The sequence below is a fragment of the Streptomyces sp. NPDC044704 genome, assembly GCF_056433525.1.
In genome coordinates this window covers 18,890-38,255 of the sequence record NZ_JBWKGY010000019.1, presented here as the reverse complement: position 1 = coordinate 38,255, position 19,366 = coordinate 18,890, and the positions used below count along the sequence as shown (strand labels likewise).

Annotated in this window: 20 protein-coding genes and 2 pseudogenes; 16 read left to right on the top strand and 6 right to left on the bottom strand. The window is 69.6% G+C overall.

The genetic code is table 11. The features are described 5' to 3' along the window. Window positions 1-47: 47 nt before the first annotated feature. A complete protein-coding gene (locus AC07B0_RS32360) occupies window positions 48-716 on the bottom strand; it encodes a TetR/AcrR family transcriptional regulator (protein ID WP_478899562.1) in 669 nt (222 codons plus the stop codon). Between the two features lie 115 nt (window positions 717-831). Here AC07B0_RS32360 and AC07B0_RS32355 point away from each other — a divergent pair, with 115 nt between their 5' ends. The 7 genes and pseudogenes from AC07B0_RS32355 (at window position 832) to AC07B0_RS32325 (ending at window position 6,729) form a co-directional block, all read left to right on the top strand. Further along, window positions 832-2,511 (top strand): ABC-F family ATP-binding cassette domain-containing protein, encoded by a 1,680-nt coding sequence (locus AC07B0_RS32355; RefSeq protein WP_478899561.1) that lies wholly within the window; start codon window positions 832-834, stop codon window positions 2,509-2,511. Window positions 2,512-2,555: 44 nt separating this feature from the next. Continuing rightward, entirely contained in the window at window positions 2,556-3,497 is a 942-nt protein-coding gene (locus tag AC07B0_RS32350; protein ID WP_478899559.1) for a Vgb family protein, read from the top strand. 433 nt (window positions 3,498-3,930) lie between these two features. Further along, window positions 3,931-4,131: pseudogene (locus AC07B0_RS32345) on the top strand (ISL3 family transposase); the annotation flags it as partial. A gap of 373 nt (window positions 4,132-4,504) precedes the next feature. Continuing rightward, window positions 4,505-4,864 (top strand): annotated as a pseudogene (locus AC07B0_RS32340) (hypothetical protein); the annotation flags it as partial. An 18-nt stretch (window positions 4,865-4,882) separates the two neighbouring features. After that, the gene (locus tag AC07B0_RS32335) at window positions 4,883-5,398 is read left to right on the top strand and encodes a hypothetical protein (protein ID WP_478899674.1); all 516 of its coding nucleotides are present in this window, start codon (window positions 4,883-4,885) and stop codon (window positions 5,396-5,398) included. Next, complete coding sequence (locus tag AC07B0_RS32330; protein WP_478899665.1) at window positions 5,320-5,529, top strand: hypothetical protein; 210 nt, start codon at window positions 5,320-5,322, stop codon at window positions 5,527-5,529. The genes AC07B0_RS32335 and AC07B0_RS32330 overlap by 79 nt, the downstream gene beginning before the upstream one ends. Before the next feature lie 885 nt (window positions 5,530-6,414). Next, window positions 6,415-6,729 (top strand): hypothetical protein, encoded by a 315-nt coding sequence (locus tag AC07B0_RS32325; RefSeq protein WP_478899558.1) that lies wholly within the window; start codon window positions 6,415-6,417, stop codon window positions 6,727-6,729. 323 nt (window positions 6,730-7,052) lie between these two features. On the opposite strand, the gene tcmP is transcribed toward AC07B0_RS32325, so the two are convergent. The 3 genes from tcmP to AC07B0_RS32310 all read right to left on the bottom strand — a co-directional run bounded on the left by tcmP (window position 7,053) and on the right by AC07B0_RS32310 (window position 9,453). After that, window positions 7,053-8,267: a three-Cys-motif partner protein TcmP gene (tcmP, locus tag AC07B0_RS32320; RefSeq protein ID WP_478899556.1), complete on the bottom strand. Its 1,215-nt coding sequence runs from the start codon at window positions 8,265-8,267 to the stop codon at window positions 7,053-7,055. Window positions 8,268-8,357: 90 nt separating this feature from the next. Beyond that, window positions 8,358-9,104, bottom strand: coding sequence for a DUF5131 family protein (locus tag AC07B0_RS32315; protein ID WP_478899554.1), 747 nt, complete (start codon window positions 9,102-9,104; stop codon window positions 8,358-8,360). 178 nt (window positions 9,105-9,282) lie between these two features. Next, window positions 9,283-9,453 carry a hypothetical protein gene (locus tag AC07B0_RS32310; RefSeq protein WP_478899552.1) on the bottom strand — a complete coding sequence of 57 codons (171 nt, stop codon included), beginning with the start codon at window positions 9,451-9,453 and terminating at the stop codon, window positions 9,283-9,285. Between the two features lie 257 nt (window positions 9,454-9,710). On the opposite strand from AC07B0_RS32310, the gene AC07B0_RS32305 reads away from it, so the two are divergent. Then, on the top strand, window positions 9,711-10,214 hold the full coding sequence (locus AC07B0_RS32305; RefSeq protein WP_478899551.1) for a hypothetical protein: 504 nt from the start codon (window positions 9,711-9,713) through the stop codon (window positions 10,212-10,214). A 97-nt stretch (window positions 10,215-10,311) separates the two neighbouring features. Here AC07B0_RS32305 and AC07B0_RS32300 read toward each other — a convergent pair whose 3' ends face one another. Then, window positions 10,312-10,662: a DUF6233 domain-containing protein gene (locus AC07B0_RS32300; RefSeq protein WP_478899549.1), complete on the bottom strand. Its 351-nt coding sequence runs from the start codon at window positions 10,660-10,662 to the stop codon at window positions 10,312-10,314. Window positions 10,663-10,669: 7 nt separating this feature from the next. After that, window positions 10,670-10,819 carry a hypothetical protein gene (locus AC07B0_RS32295; RefSeq protein WP_478899548.1) on the bottom strand — a complete coding sequence of 50 codons (150 nt, stop codon included), beginning with the start codon at window positions 10,817-10,819 and terminating at the stop codon, window positions 10,670-10,672. 460 nt (window positions 10,820-11,279) lie between these two features. Between AC07B0_RS32295 and AC07B0_RS32290 the strand changes: the two genes are divergently transcribed. The 8 genes from AC07B0_RS32290 (at window position 11,280) to AC07B0_RS32255 (ending at window position 19,210) form a co-directional block, all read left to right on the top strand. Beyond that, window positions 11,280-11,546 (top strand): hypothetical protein, encoded by a 267-nt coding sequence (locus AC07B0_RS32290; protein ID WP_478899547.1) that lies wholly within the window; start codon window positions 11,280-11,282, stop codon window positions 11,544-11,546. A gap of 74 nt (window positions 11,547-11,620) precedes the next feature. Further along, on the top strand, window positions 11,621-12,499 hold the full coding sequence (locus tag AC07B0_RS32285) for a recombinase family protein (protein ID WP_478899663.1): 879 nt from the start codon (window positions 11,621-11,623) through the stop codon (window positions 12,497-12,499). Window positions 12,500-12,557: 58 nt separating this feature from the next. After that, complete coding sequence (locus AC07B0_RS32280) at window positions 12,558-14,327, top strand: CocE/NonD family hydrolase (protein WP_478899545.1); 1,770 nt, start codon at window positions 12,558-12,560, stop codon at window positions 14,325-14,327. Further along, window positions 14,324-14,692 (top strand): nitrile hydratase, encoded by a 369-nt coding sequence (locus tag AC07B0_RS32275; RefSeq protein WP_478899543.1) that lies wholly within the window; start codon window positions 14,324-14,326, stop codon window positions 14,690-14,692. Before AC07B0_RS32280 ends, AC07B0_RS32275 begins: the two co-directional genes overlap by 4 nt. Next, window positions 14,689-15,072 (top strand): hypothetical protein, encoded by a 384-nt coding sequence (locus AC07B0_RS32270; RefSeq protein WP_478899542.1) that lies wholly within the window; start codon window positions 14,689-14,691, stop codon window positions 15,070-15,072. The genes AC07B0_RS32275 and AC07B0_RS32270 overlap by 4 nt, the downstream gene beginning before the upstream one ends. A gap of 48 nt (window positions 15,073-15,120) precedes the next feature. After that, window positions 15,121-16,707 (top strand): benzoylformate decarboxylase, encoded by a 1,587-nt coding sequence (mdlC, locus tag AC07B0_RS32265; protein ID WP_478899540.1) that lies wholly within the window; start codon window positions 15,121-15,123, stop codon window positions 16,705-16,707. A gap of 845 nt (window positions 16,708-17,552) precedes the next feature. Continuing rightward, window positions 17,553-18,410 (top strand): slipin family protein, encoded by an 858-nt coding sequence (locus tag AC07B0_RS32260; RefSeq protein WP_184792047.1) that lies wholly within the window; start codon window positions 17,553-17,555, stop codon window positions 18,408-18,410. Between the two features lie 398 nt (window positions 18,411-18,808). Continuing rightward, on the top strand, window positions 18,809-19,210 hold the full coding sequence (locus AC07B0_RS32255; protein WP_478899538.1) for a hypothetical protein: 402 nt from the start codon (window positions 18,809-18,811) through the stop codon (window positions 19,208-19,210). The last annotated feature ends 156 nt before the right edge of the window (window positions 19,211-19,366 follow it).

Here is a 19,366-nt window from a genome sequence, read left to right as displayed (position 1 = left end):
ATCTGAACGGCATCAATAGCCGGCGTGCACCAACGGGTGGGCGGCGGTCACCGGTCGGGGCTGGGGTTCGCGCCTTCGAAGGCGCCGGCCCGGGCCGCCGCCGCGGAGGCCGCGGCGGCGCGGCGCGGCAGCGTCGGGTCCGGGGCGGTGCGGAGCAGCAGCAGTTCGTGGTAGAGCGGGGCGGTCGCGGCGACCAGCAGCGCCCGGCTGTCGGCCGGGCCGGGCAGCTCTCCCCGGTCGGCCGCGCGGGTGACGACCACCGCACAGCGTTCGTAGCGGTCCTCCCAGAACCGCGACAGTGCCGCTGCCGCTTCCGCCGACCGGAACCCGGCGGCGATCAGGGCCGTGGTCACGTTCGGCCCGCCACCCGCCAGCGCCTCGTACACCTCCTGGTTGAGGGCGGTCAGGTCGTTCTCCAGTGACCCGGTGTCCGGTGGGCTCCACGTGTCGTCGGACGCGGCGTCGAGTACGTCGGCCAGCAGGCGACCGACGTCGCCCCAGCGCCGGTAGACGGTCGTGCGGTGGACGCCGGCGCGTTCCGCGACCGCGTCGACCGTGAGCCCGTCGTACCCGGCCTCCAGGAGCAGCGCGCCCGCCGCCTCCAGCACCTGGGCGCGGACGCGGGCGCTCCGGCCGCCGGTCCGGCGCCGTGTCGTGGCCAGTTCGGCCGGTTCCTGTTGGCCGGAACCTTCGCTTGCCTGCGCAGGGGAATCCATGTCAGCATTTTAACGCAACATTCGTCGCCTTAAAGGAGAACTCCGGTGCTCATCCACCACGCCACCGCCCACCACACCGCCGCCGCGACGACCCCCGAACCCCTGGAGCCGCCCCATGACTGCACAGCTCACCGCATCTGACCTCACCAAGTCCTACAACGGCCGCCTGGTCCTCGACTCCGTCGACTGCTCCGTCCCCGTCGGCGAACGCCTCGGCATCGTCGGCGAGAACGGCTCCGGCAAGTCCACCCTGCTCCGGTTGTTGGCCGGGTCCGAGCGCCCCGACCGCGGCGAGGTCGTCCTGCACGCCGAAGGCGGCGTCGGCTACCTCGCACAAGAAGAGGACCTCGCCCCGCACCTGACCGTCCAGCAGGTGGTCGACCGCGCCCTCGCCGAGCTGCGTGCCCTGGAGCGGGACCTGCGCCGGATGGAGGCCCGTATGGCCGACGGCGACGCCACCGCCAAGACCCTCAGCGCGTACGCCGACACCCTCACCGCCTTCGAACTGCGCGGCGGGTACGACGCCGACGCCCGCGTGGAGCGCTCCCTGCACGGCCTCGGCCTGCCGGCCCTGCCTCGCGAGTGCGCCGTCGGCGGCCTGTCCGGCGGCGAGGCCGTACGCCTACGCCTCGCCGTACTGCTGGCCGCCGCCCCGGAGGTGCTGCTCCTCGACGAGCCCACCAACCACCTCGACGGCGCCGCCCTGACCTGGCTGGAGGACCACCTGCGCGCCCGGCGCGGCATAACGGTCGCCGTCTCCCACGACCGGGCCTTCCTGGAACGCGTCGCCACCTCCCTCCTGGACGTCGATGGCGACCTGCACCGGACCGTGCGGTACGGCAACGGCTACGCCGGCTACCTCGCCGAGCGCGCCGCCGACCGGCGCCGCCGCGCCGAGGCCCACACCGCCTGGCGGGCCGAGGCGGCCCGGCTGCGCGCGGCCGCCGCCGTCACCGCCCGCCGGGTGGCGCCCGGCCGTGCCATGAAAGACGGCAACAAGATGGCATACGACCGCGCCGCCGGCCGGGTCCAGCAGTCCCTCGCGAGCCGGGTCCGCAACGCCGAGGAACGCCTCGCCCGGCTGTTGGCCCGGCCGGTGCCGGCCCCCGCGGACCCGCTGCGGTTCACCGCGGTACCGCGCAACGCTGCCACTGATGCCGCCGACCCCGGAACGCCCGCCGGTTCCGGGGACGCGCGAGGGGTGCTGCTGGCCGCGGCGGGCGTCGCGGTCGAGGGGCGGCTCGCGCTGGTGGACGTGAACGTGCCGGTCGGCGGCCGACTGCTGGTCACGGGCCCGAACGGGGCGGGCAAGAGCACCCTGCTGCACGTACTGGCCGGCACCCTGGCCCCCGACCGCGGGCAGGTCGTACGGCACGGCCGGATCGGACTGCTGGCCCAGCACACCGATGCCGGCACGGGCCGCGGAACGCTGCTCGCGGCCTACGCCGAGGGCCGCCCCGGGACCCCCGAGGAGCACGCCGAACAACTGCTCTCACTTGGCCTGTTCGCCCGCGACCGGCTGTCCGCTCCCGTCGGCTCCCTGTCCGTCGGACAGCGGCAGCGGCTGGCCCTGGCCCGCCTGGTCACCGAACCGGTCGACGTCCTGCTGCTGGACGAGCCCACGAACCACCTCTCTCCCGCGCTGGCGGAGGAGCTGGAGGAGGCCTTGGCCCGGTTCGCCGGCGCGGTGGTCGTGGTCAGCCACGACCGACGGCTGTGCGCCCGCTGGTCGGGCGACCGGCTTGCCCTGCGCGCCACGGCACCGGAACCAGCCGCAGCCGCCGCCTGCCCGTGACAACGGGCCCGCCCCTCCCCGCCCTACCGATAGGACGCCCCCACTTGACCACCTCCGTAAGCCCGCTGGGCACCCTCGACCTCCCCACCCCGCACTCCGGCCCGTACGCGCTCGCCGTCGGACCGGACGGCCGGCTGTGGTGCACCCTCGTCCGCACCGGGCGCATCGCCCGCCTCACCCCGTCGACCGGCTGCGTCGAGGAGTTCGTACTGGACTCCGCCGACTGCGGCCCCACCCTGATCACCGCCGGACCGGACGGCGCGCTGTGGTTCACCCGGTACCGCGACCACCGGATCGGCCGGATCACGGTGGACGGCGAGAGCCGCTCGTACGAGCTGCCCGGCGGCGCGGGCGGCCCGTACGGGATCGCGGCCGGCCCCGACGGCGCCTTGTGGTTCACCTGCACGAACTCCGACCGCATCGGCCGGATCGGCATAGACGGCCGGATCGTGGAGTTCCCGCTGCCGTGCGAGGGGGGATTCCCGTCCTTCCTCACTGCGGGACACGACGGGGCCCTGTGGTTCACCCTCAACCAGGCGAACGCCATCGGCCGGATCACCGTCTCCGGCGAGGTCCGGCTCCACCCCCTGCCCACGCCCGGCGCCGCCCCGGTCGGGCTCGCGGTCGGCCCGGACGGGAGCCTGTGGTTCGCCGAGATCGGCACCGGCCGGATCGGGCGGTTCACGACCGGCGAGACAGCAGGCGTGGAGTTCGCCGAGTTCGCGCTGCCGGAGGCCGACTGCCGCCCCCACGCCGTCGCGGTCGCCCCGGACGGGACCTGCTGGTTCACCGAGTGGGGCACCGGCCGGATCGGCTCCGTCACCCCGGACGGCAAGCTCACCGAGCACCCCCTAGCGGCCCCCGACCGCGAACCCCACGGTCTGGCTTTCGCCCCGGACGGCACGCTGTACGTCGCCGAGGAGCACGGCGGCATCTCCCGCTGGGAGGTGCGCCGCCCTGGAAACGCGCCAGAAGAACCCGGCTGAGCTGACCGGTTCAGCCAGGCACACCAGCCCGATGAGCCACAGCACGCAGCCGGGCCGCTGGGACCGGCCCCGGTGATGCTTCGCTGTTCCAGCTCGCGACCGAACTACCCGCCGCAGTCCTCGCCCGCACCCTCGGCATCGACATCGCCGTCGCCGTGAAATGGCAGCGAGCCGCCGCCGGCGACTGGGTCACCTACGCAGCCTACGGCTGGCAGATCAGAACTGAAGACAGAGTGGACGAGGCTCAGCATCAGATGATCCCGAAACCCGGTTCTGGCACAGATCTTGGGGAGTCGTCACGGAGCGCTACCTCGACGTTCGGTTGCGAGGAGACGGGTTCTTGTGAGACGGCGTACGCCTTGTCGTCCCGCAGACAGAATTGACGCTCCCTCAGGTGTCTGCCGATCGCTGCTGCGGTCGGTTGTGGACGGTGATGGTGCTGGTCATGCAGACCGATACACCGTTCTGGGGCTCACTGGTGTTCGAGGGGATCGACGAGCTGGATGTCGAGGCGGTTACGGCCGCGTTCGGCACGGTCGAGGTGATGGCGAGAGGCCGCGCGGCCGGGGCTGCGTGTCCGGACTGTGGCCGGTTCTCGGGCCGGGTCCACGACCGATACCAGCGCAGGCTGAGGGACCTTCCACTCACCGAGCAGGGCTTCGTGATCCGGCTGACGGTGCGACGCTTCATCTGCGGAGCGGCGGACTGCCCGCGCCGGACGTTCGCCGAGCCGTTCTCCCGGCTGACCGTCCCGCACGCACGGTTCACCACACGGCTCAACCGCGCCCTGGAACGGGTAGGGCTCGCGCTGGCCGGGCGGGCCGGCGCCCGGCTGGCGGCCCAGCTGGGCTTCGGAGCTGGCCGGATGACCTTGTTGCGCAGGGTCATGGCATTGCCCGATCCCGCGTTCAGCACGCCGCGTGTGCTGGGTGTGGACGACTTCGCGATCCGTCGCGGCCAGACCTACTCCACGGTCTTGACCAGCGTCGAAGACCACCGCGTGGTCGATGTGCTCCCGACCCGTGAAGCCGGACCACTGGCCGCCTGGCTTGTCCGTCACCCAGGCGTGGAGATCATCTGCCGGGACCGGGCCCCTACGCCGAAGGCGCCCGCCGCGGTGCCCCGACGCTCTGCAGGTCGCCGACCGGTTTCACCTGTGGCAGGGCCTCGGCCGGGCTGTGGAGACCTGCGTCGCCGCCCACCGCGACTGCCTACGTGGGCCCTCGCCCAGCGACATCCCGCCGCAGGACACCCGACCGGCTCCCGGTCAGCCGCAGGACGACGCGGAGCCTGCCGGCCGGCGCGCCGAGCGGAAGAAGGCCGCTCACGCCTTGGTCCACGAGCTCCTCGCTCAAGGTCACTCACGCCGGGCGATCGCCCGACACTTGGGCTGGGGCCTCAACACCGTGCTCCGGTACGCGAACGCAGCACACTGGCAGGACACCTTCCGCGAGAACCGGCCCCGGCCCAGCAGACTGGACCCCTACAAGCCCTACCTGGAGCGACGCTTCGCTGAGGGATGCACCAGCGTCACCCAGCTCCACAGCGAACTCGTCGCCGACAACGCGCCCGTTACCTACCAGATGGTCCGCGCCCACATCGCCACCCTCCGCGGGACTCCCGCCGGCACGCCACCCCGACCTCCGACGGTGCGTCAGGTGACCGGCTGGCTCACCCGACACCCCACCGCGCTGAGCGAGGAAGACCGGGCCGGCCTGAAAAATGTCCTGGCCCGCTGCCCCGAACTGGACACAGCCGCCGGACACGTCCGCGACTTCGGCGAGATCCTCACCGACCGCCTCGGCGCCACACCCCCACCTGGATCGACGCAGTCGACGCCAGCCAGCTCCCCGGCCTCACCGGCTTCGCGCTCCACCTGCTCCGAGACCTCCACGCCGTGACCGCCGGCCTCACTCTCGACTGGAGCTCGGGCAGCATCGAGGGCGCCGTCAACCGCATCAAGAAGATCAAGCGCCAGCTCTACGGCCGCGCCGGATTCGAACTCCTCCGCAAGATGATCCTGCTCCAGTAACACTGCGCGAGCAGCTGCCCACCCGTGGCAGGATGGCCTCATGTTGATCCGAAAGGGCGATGCCGCGTAGGCGTCCCAAGGCCGTCCGCGCAGAGCGGTGGCGGCCACGATGGCAGTGTTCGGTCCTGAGAGTCCGCGGTGTCTCCGCGCGGACTCGTGCAGCGATCCGCCGCGTCGAAGACCAGGAGATGTGGCCCAACGCGGGCGCCAATGCGCTCTCGTGTTTCGAGCGAGCCCTTAAGCAGCCGGGACGCTACCTGGACGCCTCCGAGTTCGAATCGCCCGGGGTGGGAGATGCCCGTGATGACCTCGAGTGGGCGATGCGGCACCTTCCTCCCGGAGCACAACGAGACTTGGGCCGACTGATCACACGCATCGATGAGGAACTCGAGCGCCGCACCCTGCCCGACCCCAATAACATCGAGTTGGCGGTGTTCGGCTGGTGGTGGACCAGAATCCGGGACCGCTGACGGGACCCGGACCCGCGACCCCAATCGAACGACACGTCACCCTCCGTGACGACTCCCCAAGGTCTGTGCCAGAACCCCGTTCTCGTGGACAAAGCCAACCGGCTCGCCTCCTCTCGTTCCCGCGTCCTGTGGGCGATGCCGGCGCCAGGGAAGGTGGGCCCGCCGGTGCAGTCCTGGCGGCGGGTACGGGCGCGCAGGGCCTCCAAAGGGCTGGTGGTGGCCAGGTAGAGCTGGTGAACGACGTCGTCGACCATGTCCTGGTGGGGAAGCTGCAGGAGGCGGTCGAGGTGTAGCCGCCGGGGTCCTCCAGGGCGGTGAGGTATAGCGGGGTGTAGGTGAATCCGTACGGGTTGCGGGCCATGACCTGGTACCAGGCGGCGGCGAGCAGCATGCGGGCCAGGTTCTCCTCCTCGTCGTGGGCGCGGTCCATAGACAACGCGCGGTTGTCGAGGTCGAGGCGGTGCACGGTCTCGGCCAGGCGCGCGGCGAGCTCGTTGCCGACCGCGCGCATCCGCAGCCCCGCTCCCCGGCCGATGCCGCCGGTGAGGTCGATCCCGGCCTCCGTGGCCACGTCCACGGGTGCGGCCGTCGTGAAGGCAAGGCGCAGTCGCTGGTCGATTGCGGTGCCGACGTTGCCGGCCTCGGTGCCGACGCCGGGACAGGGCAGCAGAAGGTGGGCGGTTTGGTGCTGGGTGCGGAAGGACTCGCGCAGCGGCCGTGGGCCGGCTGACAGTTCGCGGTCCAAAAACCGGCGCAGCGGAGTTCGGGGACTATGCAGTCCGGTGGTGAGGCTCATTCGAAGGTCACCGCCTTGAGGAGGCACCGCCCGCAGGCGGTGGAATCGTCACGGCCGGACGCTACGAACGGGCACTGACAACGCGTCACCCACAGGAGGTAGCCGCCTGTCACCCACACGGAATCGTTCCCCCGATCGGGTGGCGGAAGGCATCGGGTGCGGGCCGTCGGCTGATCGCGCGCGGTGTACCTAGGGCCCCGACGCAGGCACGGTTCGAGACCCTGATGTGTGGCGGGCTTCTGGGTGATGCCTGCGGCTCAGCGTGCTCTCGACACGCGTAGCTTCCGTACGTCACCTACCCCTGTGCAGCTGGTCTTGCCCTTCTTGTAGAGCTCCTTGATGGCTGCGCGGACGTGCATCTCCCGGGCTTCGCCGATCACCCCGGCCAGAACTTCGCCTTGGCGGTCGCCCACGACGAAACTGCCGTGCTTGTGAAGGAGGTCCTCCAGGTTGCCGCGGATCGTCTTGATCCATTCGAGGCGGCGGACCTCTTCCTCCTCGTCGAAGGTGTCAGCCGGGCTGAAGAGCATGTCGGCGGTATCCGGTGGGAGGCAGGCGCGGCGCCATTCCACCTGGGCGCGGCTGGCTGCTTCTCCGAAGAGCCAGAGGCCGTCCCTGTGACGGGTGAAGAGCACCAGGTTGTAGGCGACCTGGAGGTTCGCCCGGTTGCGGACCTCTACGGTGTAGGCGCCGGCACCGACGAATTGGCTGACCCGTCGGGCGAAGCCGCGGGTGATGCGGTCGACGGCCTCAGGGTTGGTATGGGAGTCGAGGAACTCCTGCTGCCACCAGTCTCCGCCACAGGCATTGTCTAGCGCCTTGAGGGTCGCCGGCTTGCCAGGGGTGTCTTTCTTGCTGGTGAGCAGGCCACCGATGCGGCGTACGGCGTTGGCGTTGAAGTTCAGGAGGACTTCGGTGGGCTGGCCTCCTGCGCGACGGCTTCCGAAGATCTGCTGTGTGAGGGCCTCGAAGGTGATGCCGAGCCCGAAGGGGTCGAGGAAGGCGAACAGCGGTGAGCCCTGAGCTGCTTCCAGGACGTGGTCCAGGTGCCTTTCGGCGCGGCCCTGCAGGGCGTGGGCTGAGAGTCCCTGCTCGCGGGCTTCTGTGACGAGCGCCGACAGGGACTGGTAGTTCTTGCGGTTCTTCTCGATGAAGTAGCAGTCGAGCTTGCGGAAGTCCGAGATAGCGGCGGCGGACTCGAGGATGAGGGCTGGTGACCCGGGGGTGCCGTCGTCGTACCGGCCGGGGCCGGCATAGCCGTCCAGGTAGACGACTCGGCCGTCCGGGGCGTACTTGCCGACCTTGCTGGCGAAGGGGACCACGTACTTGTCGAGGAGCGCGTGCTTGAGGACGGCTGCGGCCTTCTTGCTGACGAAGAAGGGGCTGGCGACGTCGGTGGCGTGTTCACCGGCGGTCTCACCGCTCAGGTCGAGTACGGCGTTTTCGAGCACCGCTTCATCGGGTTCTTCCAAGATTCCGCCCCTCATCTCAGAATGTCTGGGACAAGTTTGCGGTGGGTGAACCCGGTGTGTATCGGTATTGCCGAAACCGGATCAGGCGGCTCAGACGGCGGCGGGGATCGGCATCTGGTCCCAGGTCCGTCCATCCAGGGATCGTCCGCCGGCCTTGGGTGTGTGGCCGCCCCACTGCTTGAAGAAGAACGCAACCTGCTCCTCAATGCACAGATCGCGGATCTGGGCGGCCCAGGCGGGGTCCATCGGCCGGTGGCGAGGCCCTGACTCACCGCCGGCGATCACCCAGTGGATGCCGTCGAGCCGCAGGCCGTCGAGCGGGCCCAGCAGAGGCTCGCAGGAGAGGAACCGGACCGCGGCAGGCACCTGACGCAGGTCGTCGACTCTCGGAAGCTCCTTCGCGGTCTCCACCGACACGCCCATCCACACGTTGGCCGGCCACTCCAGGCGATCCGCGACCTGCCGCAGTCGGCGGGCCCGCTTGGTGAGGACCTGGTACGTGTGCTGAGGGGTGTCCGCCATGACCTCAAAGACACGGCGTACGAAGTCCAGCGGCACCCGGGCGTGAAAGAGGTCCGACATGGAGTTCACGAACACCGTACGCGGGCTCTTCCACCCGTACGGAACATCCAGGGCATCCGGATGAACCGTGAGGTCGAAGCCGGGCCCTGAGGTCCGCGGATCACCGTCGTTCTGGTACTTGGCCGCTCCCATGGCCTTCAACCGCTTCGCCAAGGTCAGGGCGTAGCAGTTGTCGCAGCCCGAGGAGACGCGGTCACAGCCCGTCGTCGGGTTCCAGGTCGCCTCGGTCCACTCGATCGAACTCCGGTCACTCACCGGTTGCCTCCTGTCTGGCCGCACCCCGGCAACGGCGGGCAACGCACGTCACCGGGAGCGCGGCATCTGCCATCCAACCACCCTTATGTGCCTGCTTCTTGGCCAAAGTTCCTTTCTGGGGCTGAACAGTGAAGAGGAGAGCCCGAACCTGCAGTTCAGGACGGGTCGTGAGAGTCACTCACAGCTGGACATCGATGTGGTTGACGTCAGTGAACTCGACCAGAAGCCCGCTGGCGCGGCGGCCGCGGTCCTTGAAGTAGATCTCCTGGAATCCCTCGGCGGCGATGGCCAGGAGCTGTTCTTCCGTGGCGCCTTGTTCCTGGGCTTCGGGTGTGCGGTTTCCGCACACAAGGGGTTTAGTGACACAGGCTCAAAAACGTTGCCCTGGCCGGATGACTCATGCCCCAACCCGGCGATGGGGCTCCGAAGGACCGGCCGGCGCTTGAAAGCGGGGGACCCACCCGCCTGCCCAGGCCGCTCTGAGATGTCGGACTGCGTTCTCGAAATCCCTCCACCGATGATCGGCCTCGTCGTACGGTCATCGGACACAGTGATCAACCGGCAACACACGGTCACAGGGTGATCGAACCTCGAAGGAGAGACCTCGTGGGCATTCTGAGCAAGCGGCGCGCCAACGGCGACACCGGGAGCGTCCCCGCTCAAGCTGAGCCGGCCGTCTGGCCCGGACACCGCAACCGCATCGACGAGGTGGCGAAGGCGGCCGGCGTCGGTGTGATTCGCGTCCGCTGCCACACCACCACCTGGGACTACCTGCACGACGAGGCGAAGGGGCACCACGGCAAGAGCAGCATCAGGACGCGGCCGGAGGCGTTTCGCCCGGCAACTGGCGACGAGATCGTCACCAGCGCCGACGGCATCGTCACCGTTCCCCTCGGGGGCGGATCCCTCGCCGCGCTCTTCGACTGGTGCTTCGAGGCACAAAGCGTCCTCCACACCGACCTGGAACAGGGCATTGGCCGACGAGTAGGCCGGGCCATCTCCGAGGCCCTCGAAAACCTAGCGGCCGCCCGGGGCCAGGGCGATCCCTCCGCTGTCATCTGGCTGGACGACCGAGTCGCGTCCGACAACCCCACATCCACACAGACGTGATCCTGACCGCGCCGCGCGGGGCCAGCCAGTAGTGCCGCACCGGCTCACGCCTCGGTAGGCACGGGCCCGGATCGTCATTCGGCGTCGGGCCGTCGACTCAGCTGTCCAGCAGGCCGAGCTCGCTGTCGGGGCGGCCCAGTGGGCACGCGATGACCGAGGGCACGGTCCGCAGGACCTTCATAACGGCCTCCCGGGTGGTCGGCTTGCCGCGGTTGGTCACGCGGCATGCGCCGGTGTGGACGCGTTCGGAGCGACGGGAGACGCCGATGCCGTACTCGATCCACCACCGCGGCGGCTCCGGTAGCGGCCGGCGGCGGGCCCGCTCTTCCTCGATGGCCCGCACGGCGCCGATGCGCTCGTCGACGCGGGCCAGGGCGAGCTGCAGCCAGCGGCGTATGACCAGGAGCTGGTCCAGCGCCGGGGGCAGGGGCAGGAGAGGGTCCTGCATGGCTGGGTTACGCCGCCTCGGTCACGTCGCCGAGTGCGATCGGGCAGGTCTGCTTCTTCAGTCGCATCCGCGCGTCCACCACCTCCTCGCGGGCCACCGTCGCCCAGTGGGGGTGGTCGACGACCGCGATCGACAGTTCCCGGATCTCGGCCCACATCCGGTCGACGGTCGCCTTCTGCTCGTCGCTCCAGCCGGGGCTGTCGGGGACGTCTCCGCGATGGGAGAACCGCTCGCCCCGGGCCCAGCCCGTGCAGGGTTCATTCCCGCCCCAACTCCGCCTCCGCGCAGAAGCTGACCTTCGCCCGCGACGCCGGCGCCTATCCGCTGTGGGTTCGCTTCGGAACAGGCGGCATCGAGAAGATCGACGGTGTGGCGGTCCTCGACATCCGGGAGGCTGTCCAGGTAGTCCTCGACGCGGGGGCGCCGTGATGGTGATCGTTCAATTGCGGGGAAGTGTCCTGCAGCTCTGGGTGCCGATCTTCACGGAGGCATCAAATACACGAGCCCTCGGTATCCGCGCCGCAGGCCCGTCATCCAGCCGTCGGCCCGAACCCCTGCCTCGTTGTACATGTCGGTGTGGCTAGACCGCCCCAGTGCCGCAACGTCAGGAGAACATCGTGCGTCTGCGTTGGTCCGTCCCGTTGCCCGATCCGCTGTCCGTCGGCGGCTCCATCCCCCTCTTCGGAGGCCGCAGCCGAGGCGGTGGTGGTGGTGCTGCCGTCCTCCTCGTTGGAATGGTCAAGCTGTGTGGCTACTTGCTGGTAGCCGAGGCGTGGATCCTCTGGTGGTCCCTGAAGGACTGGTACGTCCTCGGTGCCCTCGCGCACCGGAAGGTCACCGGCCGGTCCACCCCGATCTGGCGTTCCCCCGGCGGCTGGTGGTAGCCGCCGGGGTCGGCCTCGAAGCCCTCGTCCAGACATTGGGGAACACGTAGCCGCCGGCAGAGCGTCCCTGGCGGATCAGTCGGGGATCTTGTTCCGTATGGCCCTGTCGTGGTGTCCGGGCGTGTGGTGAATCGTTCACGCTGCGGTGGCGGTCGCCCGGACCGCCAGTCACGGAGCGCCCAGTCCGCATCGGGTACGCCAGGACGTCGCCCCCCCGGCAGGAGCTGGCGAGCCAGCTCGAAGCCCTCCACCGCGCCCAGTGCCACAAGGTCTTCCAGGAGCAGATCAGCACCCGGGTGAAGATCCGGCCCGAGCTGGAGAAGGCGCTCACCCTGGCCCACCAGTTCAAGGAGGCCGCCCCCGAGACGTCCGTCATCCTCACCGTCCACGAGCTCAAGCGCCTCGCCAGAAACGCGGCCGAGCTGATGTTCTGTCCGCCGAGCTCCAGGCCGGCGGCATCCAGCTCGAACTCCTCACCGGCCCGCTCTCAGGGATCTACGACCCCAACGGCATGGGCGCCATGTTCTTCGCCGTCGCGCTCAAGGGCAAGGGCGTCCCGTCCCCGAGATCGCGAAGAAGCTGACCATCAAGACCGGGAAGAACGCGGGCAAGTCTCCGTCGGTCGCCTCGCTCTACCGGGCGCTCGCGGAAGCCGAGCAAGCCGCGGCCGACGACGGCCTGCCGCCGCGGCCCACGCCCGTACGCATCCGCCGGCCCGAGGACCCGCTCACCCCCGAGGAGATCGACCTCCGCGAACGGCTCCAGGCTCAGCCCCAACCGAACGCCGAGCTGCGGTAGTCCCGCCCACGACCTGCCCCGATCCCAAGATCACCGGCGTAGCGTTAACCGCTGTACCGCTACCCCAAGGCCCTTCAAGATCAATCTCACCGATCCTGGCTGCCCCATTGACCCCCAAGGCCGAAATGTCTGAATCGCCGGATATGCCCTGTTAGTCTTCGATCGGGTGCCCTCACCGCATCGACAGAACAGGGAAGGAAGCGCGTGTCCAGGGTGGCAGGAGTCGAAGCGGGTCAGCGCCGCCTGAACGGTCCACAGACGACGGGCCGCGAGTACCGCAATCTGTCGGAGCCGGTGCACGGCATGCGGTGCGACCGGGACGTCACCGTGGGGATGCGCGACGGTATCGAGTTGCTGGCCGACGTGCATCGACCGGACAGCGACGGGCGGTTTCCCGTACTGATCGCGGCGTCACCGTATCCGCGTCAGATCCAGGACCTGGGCGCGCCGATGGGCTTCATCGAGGCCGGTGCGTCCGATTTCTGGGTGCCGCGCGGCTACGTGCACGTGATCGCCAACCTGCGGGGGAGTGGGGGATCCGGGGGGACGTTCGGGTTCTTCGACGCTCAGGAGCGTCGTGACCTGCACGACTTGGTCGAGTGGGCGGCGGAGCAGCCGTGGTGCGACGGCAATGTCGGAATGATCGGCATCAGCTACTTCGCCATGGCCCAACTGGAGGCGGCCGTCGAGCGCCCCGCGCACCTGCGGGCGATCTTCCCGGTGGCTGTCACTACCGACCTGTACGAAGCAGCTATGCACCACGGGCTGTTCAGCTCAAGCTTCGTGACGCCCTTTCTCGCCATGGTGGGGCTCACCTCGGCTCGCAGCGACCGGTTCTGGCGCAACCGGCTGATCGATGCGGCCCGAGACGTTCTGCGTGCGGCGCCGCTGCACAAGAAGTTCGCCACGATGAACGGCGAGTCGTCGGTCACGCTCCTGCGTGCCGCGCTCAAGCTCCACCACGATCCGCACCCGTGGGACGACTTGTGGCGCGCCATGGCGGTCGAGCACCCGCTGCGTGACGCGTGGTGGGACGAACGAAACCTCCTGCCGCTCCTCGACCGAGTCGAGGTCCCCACCTATCTCGGCTGCGACTGGCAGAACGTCCCGCTCCACCTCCCCTCCACGTTCCGCGCCATGCGGGCGCTGACCGGCGCTCCGGTCGTCCGGGTCGCGATGCTCGGCGAGTTCGGACTCACCTGGCCGTGGGAGAGCCTCCACATCGAGGCACTCGCCTGGTTCGACCACTGGCTGAAGAATCACGACACGGGCATCCTCGACGGCCCCGCGATCCGGTACTGGATGCCCGGCGCCGACGAGTGGCGCACAAGCGATACCTGGCCCCCCGAGGGAACTGAGCAACGCGAATGGAGCCTGCGTGCCGACGGCACGCTCGGCGACGAACAGGACAGTCAGGGCGAGCGTTCGTTCATGGTGCTCGGCGCGGGGCTCGGTCGGTCGTGGTCGAGCGACACCGACCCTCCCACCCAACTGGCATGGACCAGCGAGCCGCTGACCGAGACGCTCGACGCCGCCGGGGATTTCGAAGTCGAGCTCCACGCCGCCGCCACCGCCACCGACACGGCATGGGTCGTCACCCTCCAGGACGTAGCACCCGACGACACCGCCGTCTACGTCACCGCCGGATGGCTCCGGGCCAGTCTGCGCCGCACCGATCCTGACGCCGACCCGGCCAGGCCGCCGGGACTCCCCTGCCGTGAACCCGAGATCGTCGTCCCGGGTTCGGTCACCACCTATCGGATCCCGCTCGTCACCAACGCCCGGAGGTTCACCACCGGGCATCGCATCCGGCTCGTGGTCACCAGCGATGACCAGGACGACAGCACCCCGGCCATCATGGGATTCCGCCATGCGCCCGTCGGCACGAGCAGCCGCAACACCGTCCATTCGTCGTCGAGGCTCGTGCTGTCCGTGGCCGGGCAGCCCGTCCGGGGCACCCAGGAAGAGGGCGTGAACTCGTGAAGGATGAGCCTGATGAGAACGCCGGCTCCGACGGCCCGGGCAGCCTCGACCTTGAGCAAGCCCTGACCATGCTCGCCTGGAGCGATCCCGCAGTGACCGAAAACCCCGGCGCGGCGTTGACCCGGCTCGGCATCGACGTACCTCCCGCCCTGCGGTTCGACGTGAAACTCCAGCGTCCGGACACGCTGTACCTCGTCATCCCGCCCGTATCCTCCGACGACGTCGGCGGCGAGAACGTCGTGAACCAGATGGACTTGTGGCGCAGCGGCGACCAGTTCGTCTGGATCCTGCCCCAGGACGCGAAGACGGCACTGCTGGGGATGCGCGAGCAGTACCGCAATCGTGGCGGCGGGGAGGGCCGATGAGCGGTGCCGATCGTTTCACCGAGCACTACCGGCTGCTCAGCACCGACCCGGCGATGAGGGCAGCGCTGCTGGCCGACCCCAAGGCGGCGCTCGCCGCCTACTTCGGCTCCGTCGTCGACGGCGCGTACCGCATCGAGGTCATCGAGCAACGAGCGGACACGATCACCGCGGTCATCCCGGCTCCCCCCGAGCCGGGCGTCAACCCGGCCGCCCGACTGGCCGACGTATCCGGACGGATCTACGACATGCTGCACAGCAGCGGCATCGGCGGCTACCTGATCCCCGACGAGGCACTCACCTGGGTGCTGCGGGACATGCGAGCGCTCTGGGCGGGAGGGGATGCCGCCGATGACGCCGACAGTTCCACCCCGGGCAGCTGATCATGCCGGGCACGCACTGTGCTCCGTACCGCGGGAGAGGAAAGTGGCGTGAAGGTACGCGACGCGTTTTTCGAGGTGCTCCGGAGCCACGGCATCACCACCGTCTTCGGCAATCCCGGCTCGAACGAGCTGCCGCTGCTGCGTGACTTCCCCGACGACTTCCGCTACGTCCTCGCACTGCACGAGGGCGCGGCGATCGCGATGGCGGACGGCTACGCCCTGGCGACCGGCCGACCCTCATTGGTCAACCTGCACGCCGCGGCCGGCACCGGCAACGCCATGGGGAACTTGACCAACACCCAGTCCGGCCACGTGCCCGTGGTCGTCACCTCCGGACAGCAGGCCCGACGCTACACCGCCCTGAACGCGCTGCTCACAAACGTCGACGCCACGGCACTGGCCGACCCGCTGGTGAAATGGAGCTGCGAACCCCTGCGCCCCGAGGACGTACCCCAGGCGCTCTCGCAGGGCATCCTGCTGGCAGGATCCGCCCCCGCCGGCCCCGTCTACCTCTCGCTGCCCCTGGACGACTGGGATCACCAGGCGGATCCCGGCGCACTGAAGCACCTCAAGGCCCGCACCGTGCAAGGCGACCCGGTCGTCTCCGAACTTGCCCTCGACCTACTGCGCCGCCGGCTCACCGGCGCGGCCAACCCGGTCATGGTCGTCGGGCCCGGCATCGACGACGCCACCGGATGGGACGGAGCCTGTCGGCTCGCCGACCGGCTCGCCCTTCCCGTATTCGTGGCGCCGAGCCCGTCCCGCTGCCCTTTTCCCACCCGGCACCCCGCCTATCGCGGTGTCCTGCCCTCGCACATCCCCGGGGTCGCACGCCACTTCGACGGACACGATCTCGTGGTCGCCTTCGGCGCGGCGATCTTCCGCTACCACGAATTCGAGGAAGGCGACTACCTGCCTCCAGGCACCGAGCTGTGGGCCGTGACCTCCAATCCCGACGAAGCCACCCGAGCCCCGTTCGGCCAGGTCCTGGTCGGCAACCCCTCCGACGCCCTGGCCCGCCTCGCCGAGACCGTCCCCGCCCGCCACCGACCGCCACCACCACAACTCGAACGAACCAGCCGCCTGAACGAGGCCGGCCCGGCATTCAGCGCGGAGGCGATCGTCGACGCCCTCGACGCGGCCAAGGAAGAGAGCACCGTTCTCGCCCACGAATGGACGTCGGTCGACACCACCTGGGACCGCTTCGACATCTCACGACCGGGAAGCTTGTACTTTCCGGCATCCGGAGGCCTTGGCTGGGGCCTGCCGGCAGCCATCGGCCTCCAGCTGGGCGATCCCTCGCGCCGCGTACTGGCCATGCTCGGTGACGGCGCCCTGCACTACACAGTCAGTGCGCTGTGGACGGCAGCCCGATACCGCGTCCCCGTGGTCTTCGTCGTCGCCCGCAACGGCGAGTACGGGGCGCTCAAGAAATTCACCCAGGTCATGCAGGCGCCAGGCGTGCCTGGCCTCGAACTGCCCGGCATCGACATCACCGGCATCGCCTCCGCATACGGCATTTCCGCCACCCGCGTCGACACCCTCGCCGGACTGACAGCGGCGGTGACAGCCGCGCTGGCCACGGACGAACCACACCTGATCGAGGTACCCCAGCAGCCGCTGACCGCCAGCTGATCGGCAGCCGGACCCGAACGGCCCCGCCGCCGTTGAACCCGGCATGGCCACAACGATGCGGCTCACGCCCGTCAATGGCGTGGGCCACCCCAGGAGCGAAACGGTTCTGCGCCCCGGACTGAAGCCGATCTTCACCGAGCTCGCCAAGTAATGGGAAAGTGCCGGCCGCCTGGTACCAGGCGGCGCGGATGAGGAGTGGACGATCCTCGCCCGCCCGCTACCCCTGGCCCAGACGCTGACCCCACCTCAAGACTTCCGCGGCGGCTCGCCACCGCGCTCCCCGGGCTGTCGGGCCGGCACCGTGGTTGGGCCCCGGTCCGACAGCCCCACCACTCCGGGTCCGCACGGCACAGCTCCGACACCACGAAGGCCCCGATCGCTCGGGAAGATCAGGGACCTTCGTGGTGTAGGGGAAACTGGCACGACTCCGACACCACGCAGCAATCGGAGCCGCGGACCGCAGGCCCAACGTGGGGGTCCGGCCCCGTGCGGCCGCGGCGCCTCGCCCCCCGCGCCGACCGACCCGGACCTGCTGAGCGCGGACATCCGCCTTCGTCGCAGCTTCGGGAGAACAGGGCCAGAGCCAGGTTGTCGCCCAGTCGGGTCAGGCTGCTGGACCCGGTTTCGTCTGGGCCGGAAGGCCCGGGGCCGGAGGGGTCAATGAAGGCAGTGGACCGTTCGGCCCCTGCCCAGCGCTGGGGGCCCGCGCGATGCTGGGGAGGTGGAGGGCTCGATGCTTGCGCCGGACCCGTGCAGCCCTCCGGGCGCAGCAGGACGCCTGTCTTTGCAGCCGCCGCCGAGGGGCCTCGCGGGCGTGACGTGGTCTCATCCTGGGGAGCAGTACCGTGGGAGTTTGGATCTTCGTTCTGATCGTCGTGGCCGTGGTGGCCCTGGTGGGGCTGGCGATGGCCATCAAGATCGTCAGGCAGTACGAGAAAGGGGTGCTGTTCCGGTTCGGCCGGCTGATCGGCACCCGGGAACCGGGTCTGCGGCTGATCGTGCCGTTCGTGGATGTCCTGCACCGGGTGTCGTTGCGGATCGTCACCATGCCCATCCAGTCCCAGGGCATCATCACCCGGGACAACGTCAGCGTCGACGTCTCCGCGGTCGCCTACTTCCGCGTCGTCGACGCCGTGAAGTCGGTCATCGCCGTCGAGAACGTGGGCGCGGCCATCAACCAGATCGCGCAGACCACCCTGCGGAAGGTCGTCGGCCAGCACACCCTCGACGAAACCCTGTCGGAGACCGACCGCATCAACATCGACATCCGCGAGATCCTCGACATCACCACCACCGACTGGGGCGTGGAAGTCACGCTGGTCGAGCTGAAGGACATCCAGCTGCCCGACAGCATGAAGCGCGCCATGGCCCGCCAGGCAGAAGCCGAACGCGAAAAGAGGGCCAAGATCATCAGTGCCGAGGGTGAATCGATGGCTGCCGCAGCACTCGGCGACGCATCCGACACCATGATGGCTCACCCGCTCGCCCTGCAACTACGCAATCTGCAGAGCCTGGTGGAGATCGGAGTGGACAAGAACAGCACCGTCGTCTTCCCCGCACCTCTCATGAGCACCATCGGCGAACTCGGCACCTTCCTCGCCCGCGAATCGGCCGCCGCCGCACAGCAGGGCAACGCCGTGGTGGACCTCGGCAAGGCCCCGGCTGTCCCGCTGCGTACGAACGGATCCGCCAAGACCCCGTAACCAGCCGGCACCCTGGCCGGACCGCAGCGGCCGGGGTCGCGCTGACCGCATGAGGAGGCCCTGAGGCCGCCGCAGGGGGACCGAGCCCAACCGGCCGTTCGAAATATGTGCGATTTTCGTCGGATGCATGACTTACCTGGCGGTATCCCGTCACAACCGTGCAATCGCAGGTCAGATGCGGCTACACCCGCCGGTCCTCCGGGCCCGGGAGGCGGACTGGGTCCTATGCCCAGGTTGTCGGGTGGTGGCCTGCGGTGGGAGATCGATGGAGGATGGAAACAGCCCACGGTGGGCAGACAGGCGCGCTCCCTTGCCTCATCCCGCCCCGGCGCCGTCACGGCAAGCCTGCCGCTCGCGGATCGCACGCCTACCGGGCGCACGAGACCAGGCGAGACGCCATGGCCAGCATCCATGCGGTGATCCATTGCGACGGGCATCTGGAGTTCCGAGAGGGCACCCCGGGCCCGGTGGACGAGGGCGGCCGCCCGCTGCACGCCGACACCTTCATCATCCAGCGTGCCGGCTGGGGCGGTCCCGGCCTTCACGGCGACACGGGCCCCGCCCACGACCTCGTCGCCGCAAGACTGTTCAACGGCACCGCCACCTCGGTCGTGTCCGCGCTGGGAGGTCCCGAGCAGAGCATCCTCGGCAGCCTGGTCATCGGCGGCGACCATGACCAGCCCGGCCATGGAGCAACCGTGCCCTGCGGCCTCACCACCGCACAACAGCACCTCATACGGGACGTGCACGGGGTCGTCCTCAGAAATGCCCACGCAGACTGCCACGGGGACGGGAGCTGACCTGCCCGCCCGGCCGCACTGCTGACGCCGAGCCCTCGTGCGAGAACGACCAGAGACCATGATCAACGGCTTAGCGTTAACCCCTGCACCGATGTTCCCCGAGGCCGGTGCCCCCTGCGGATCTAGGTCGTGGGTCTGCCTCGCGGGAAGATCGGG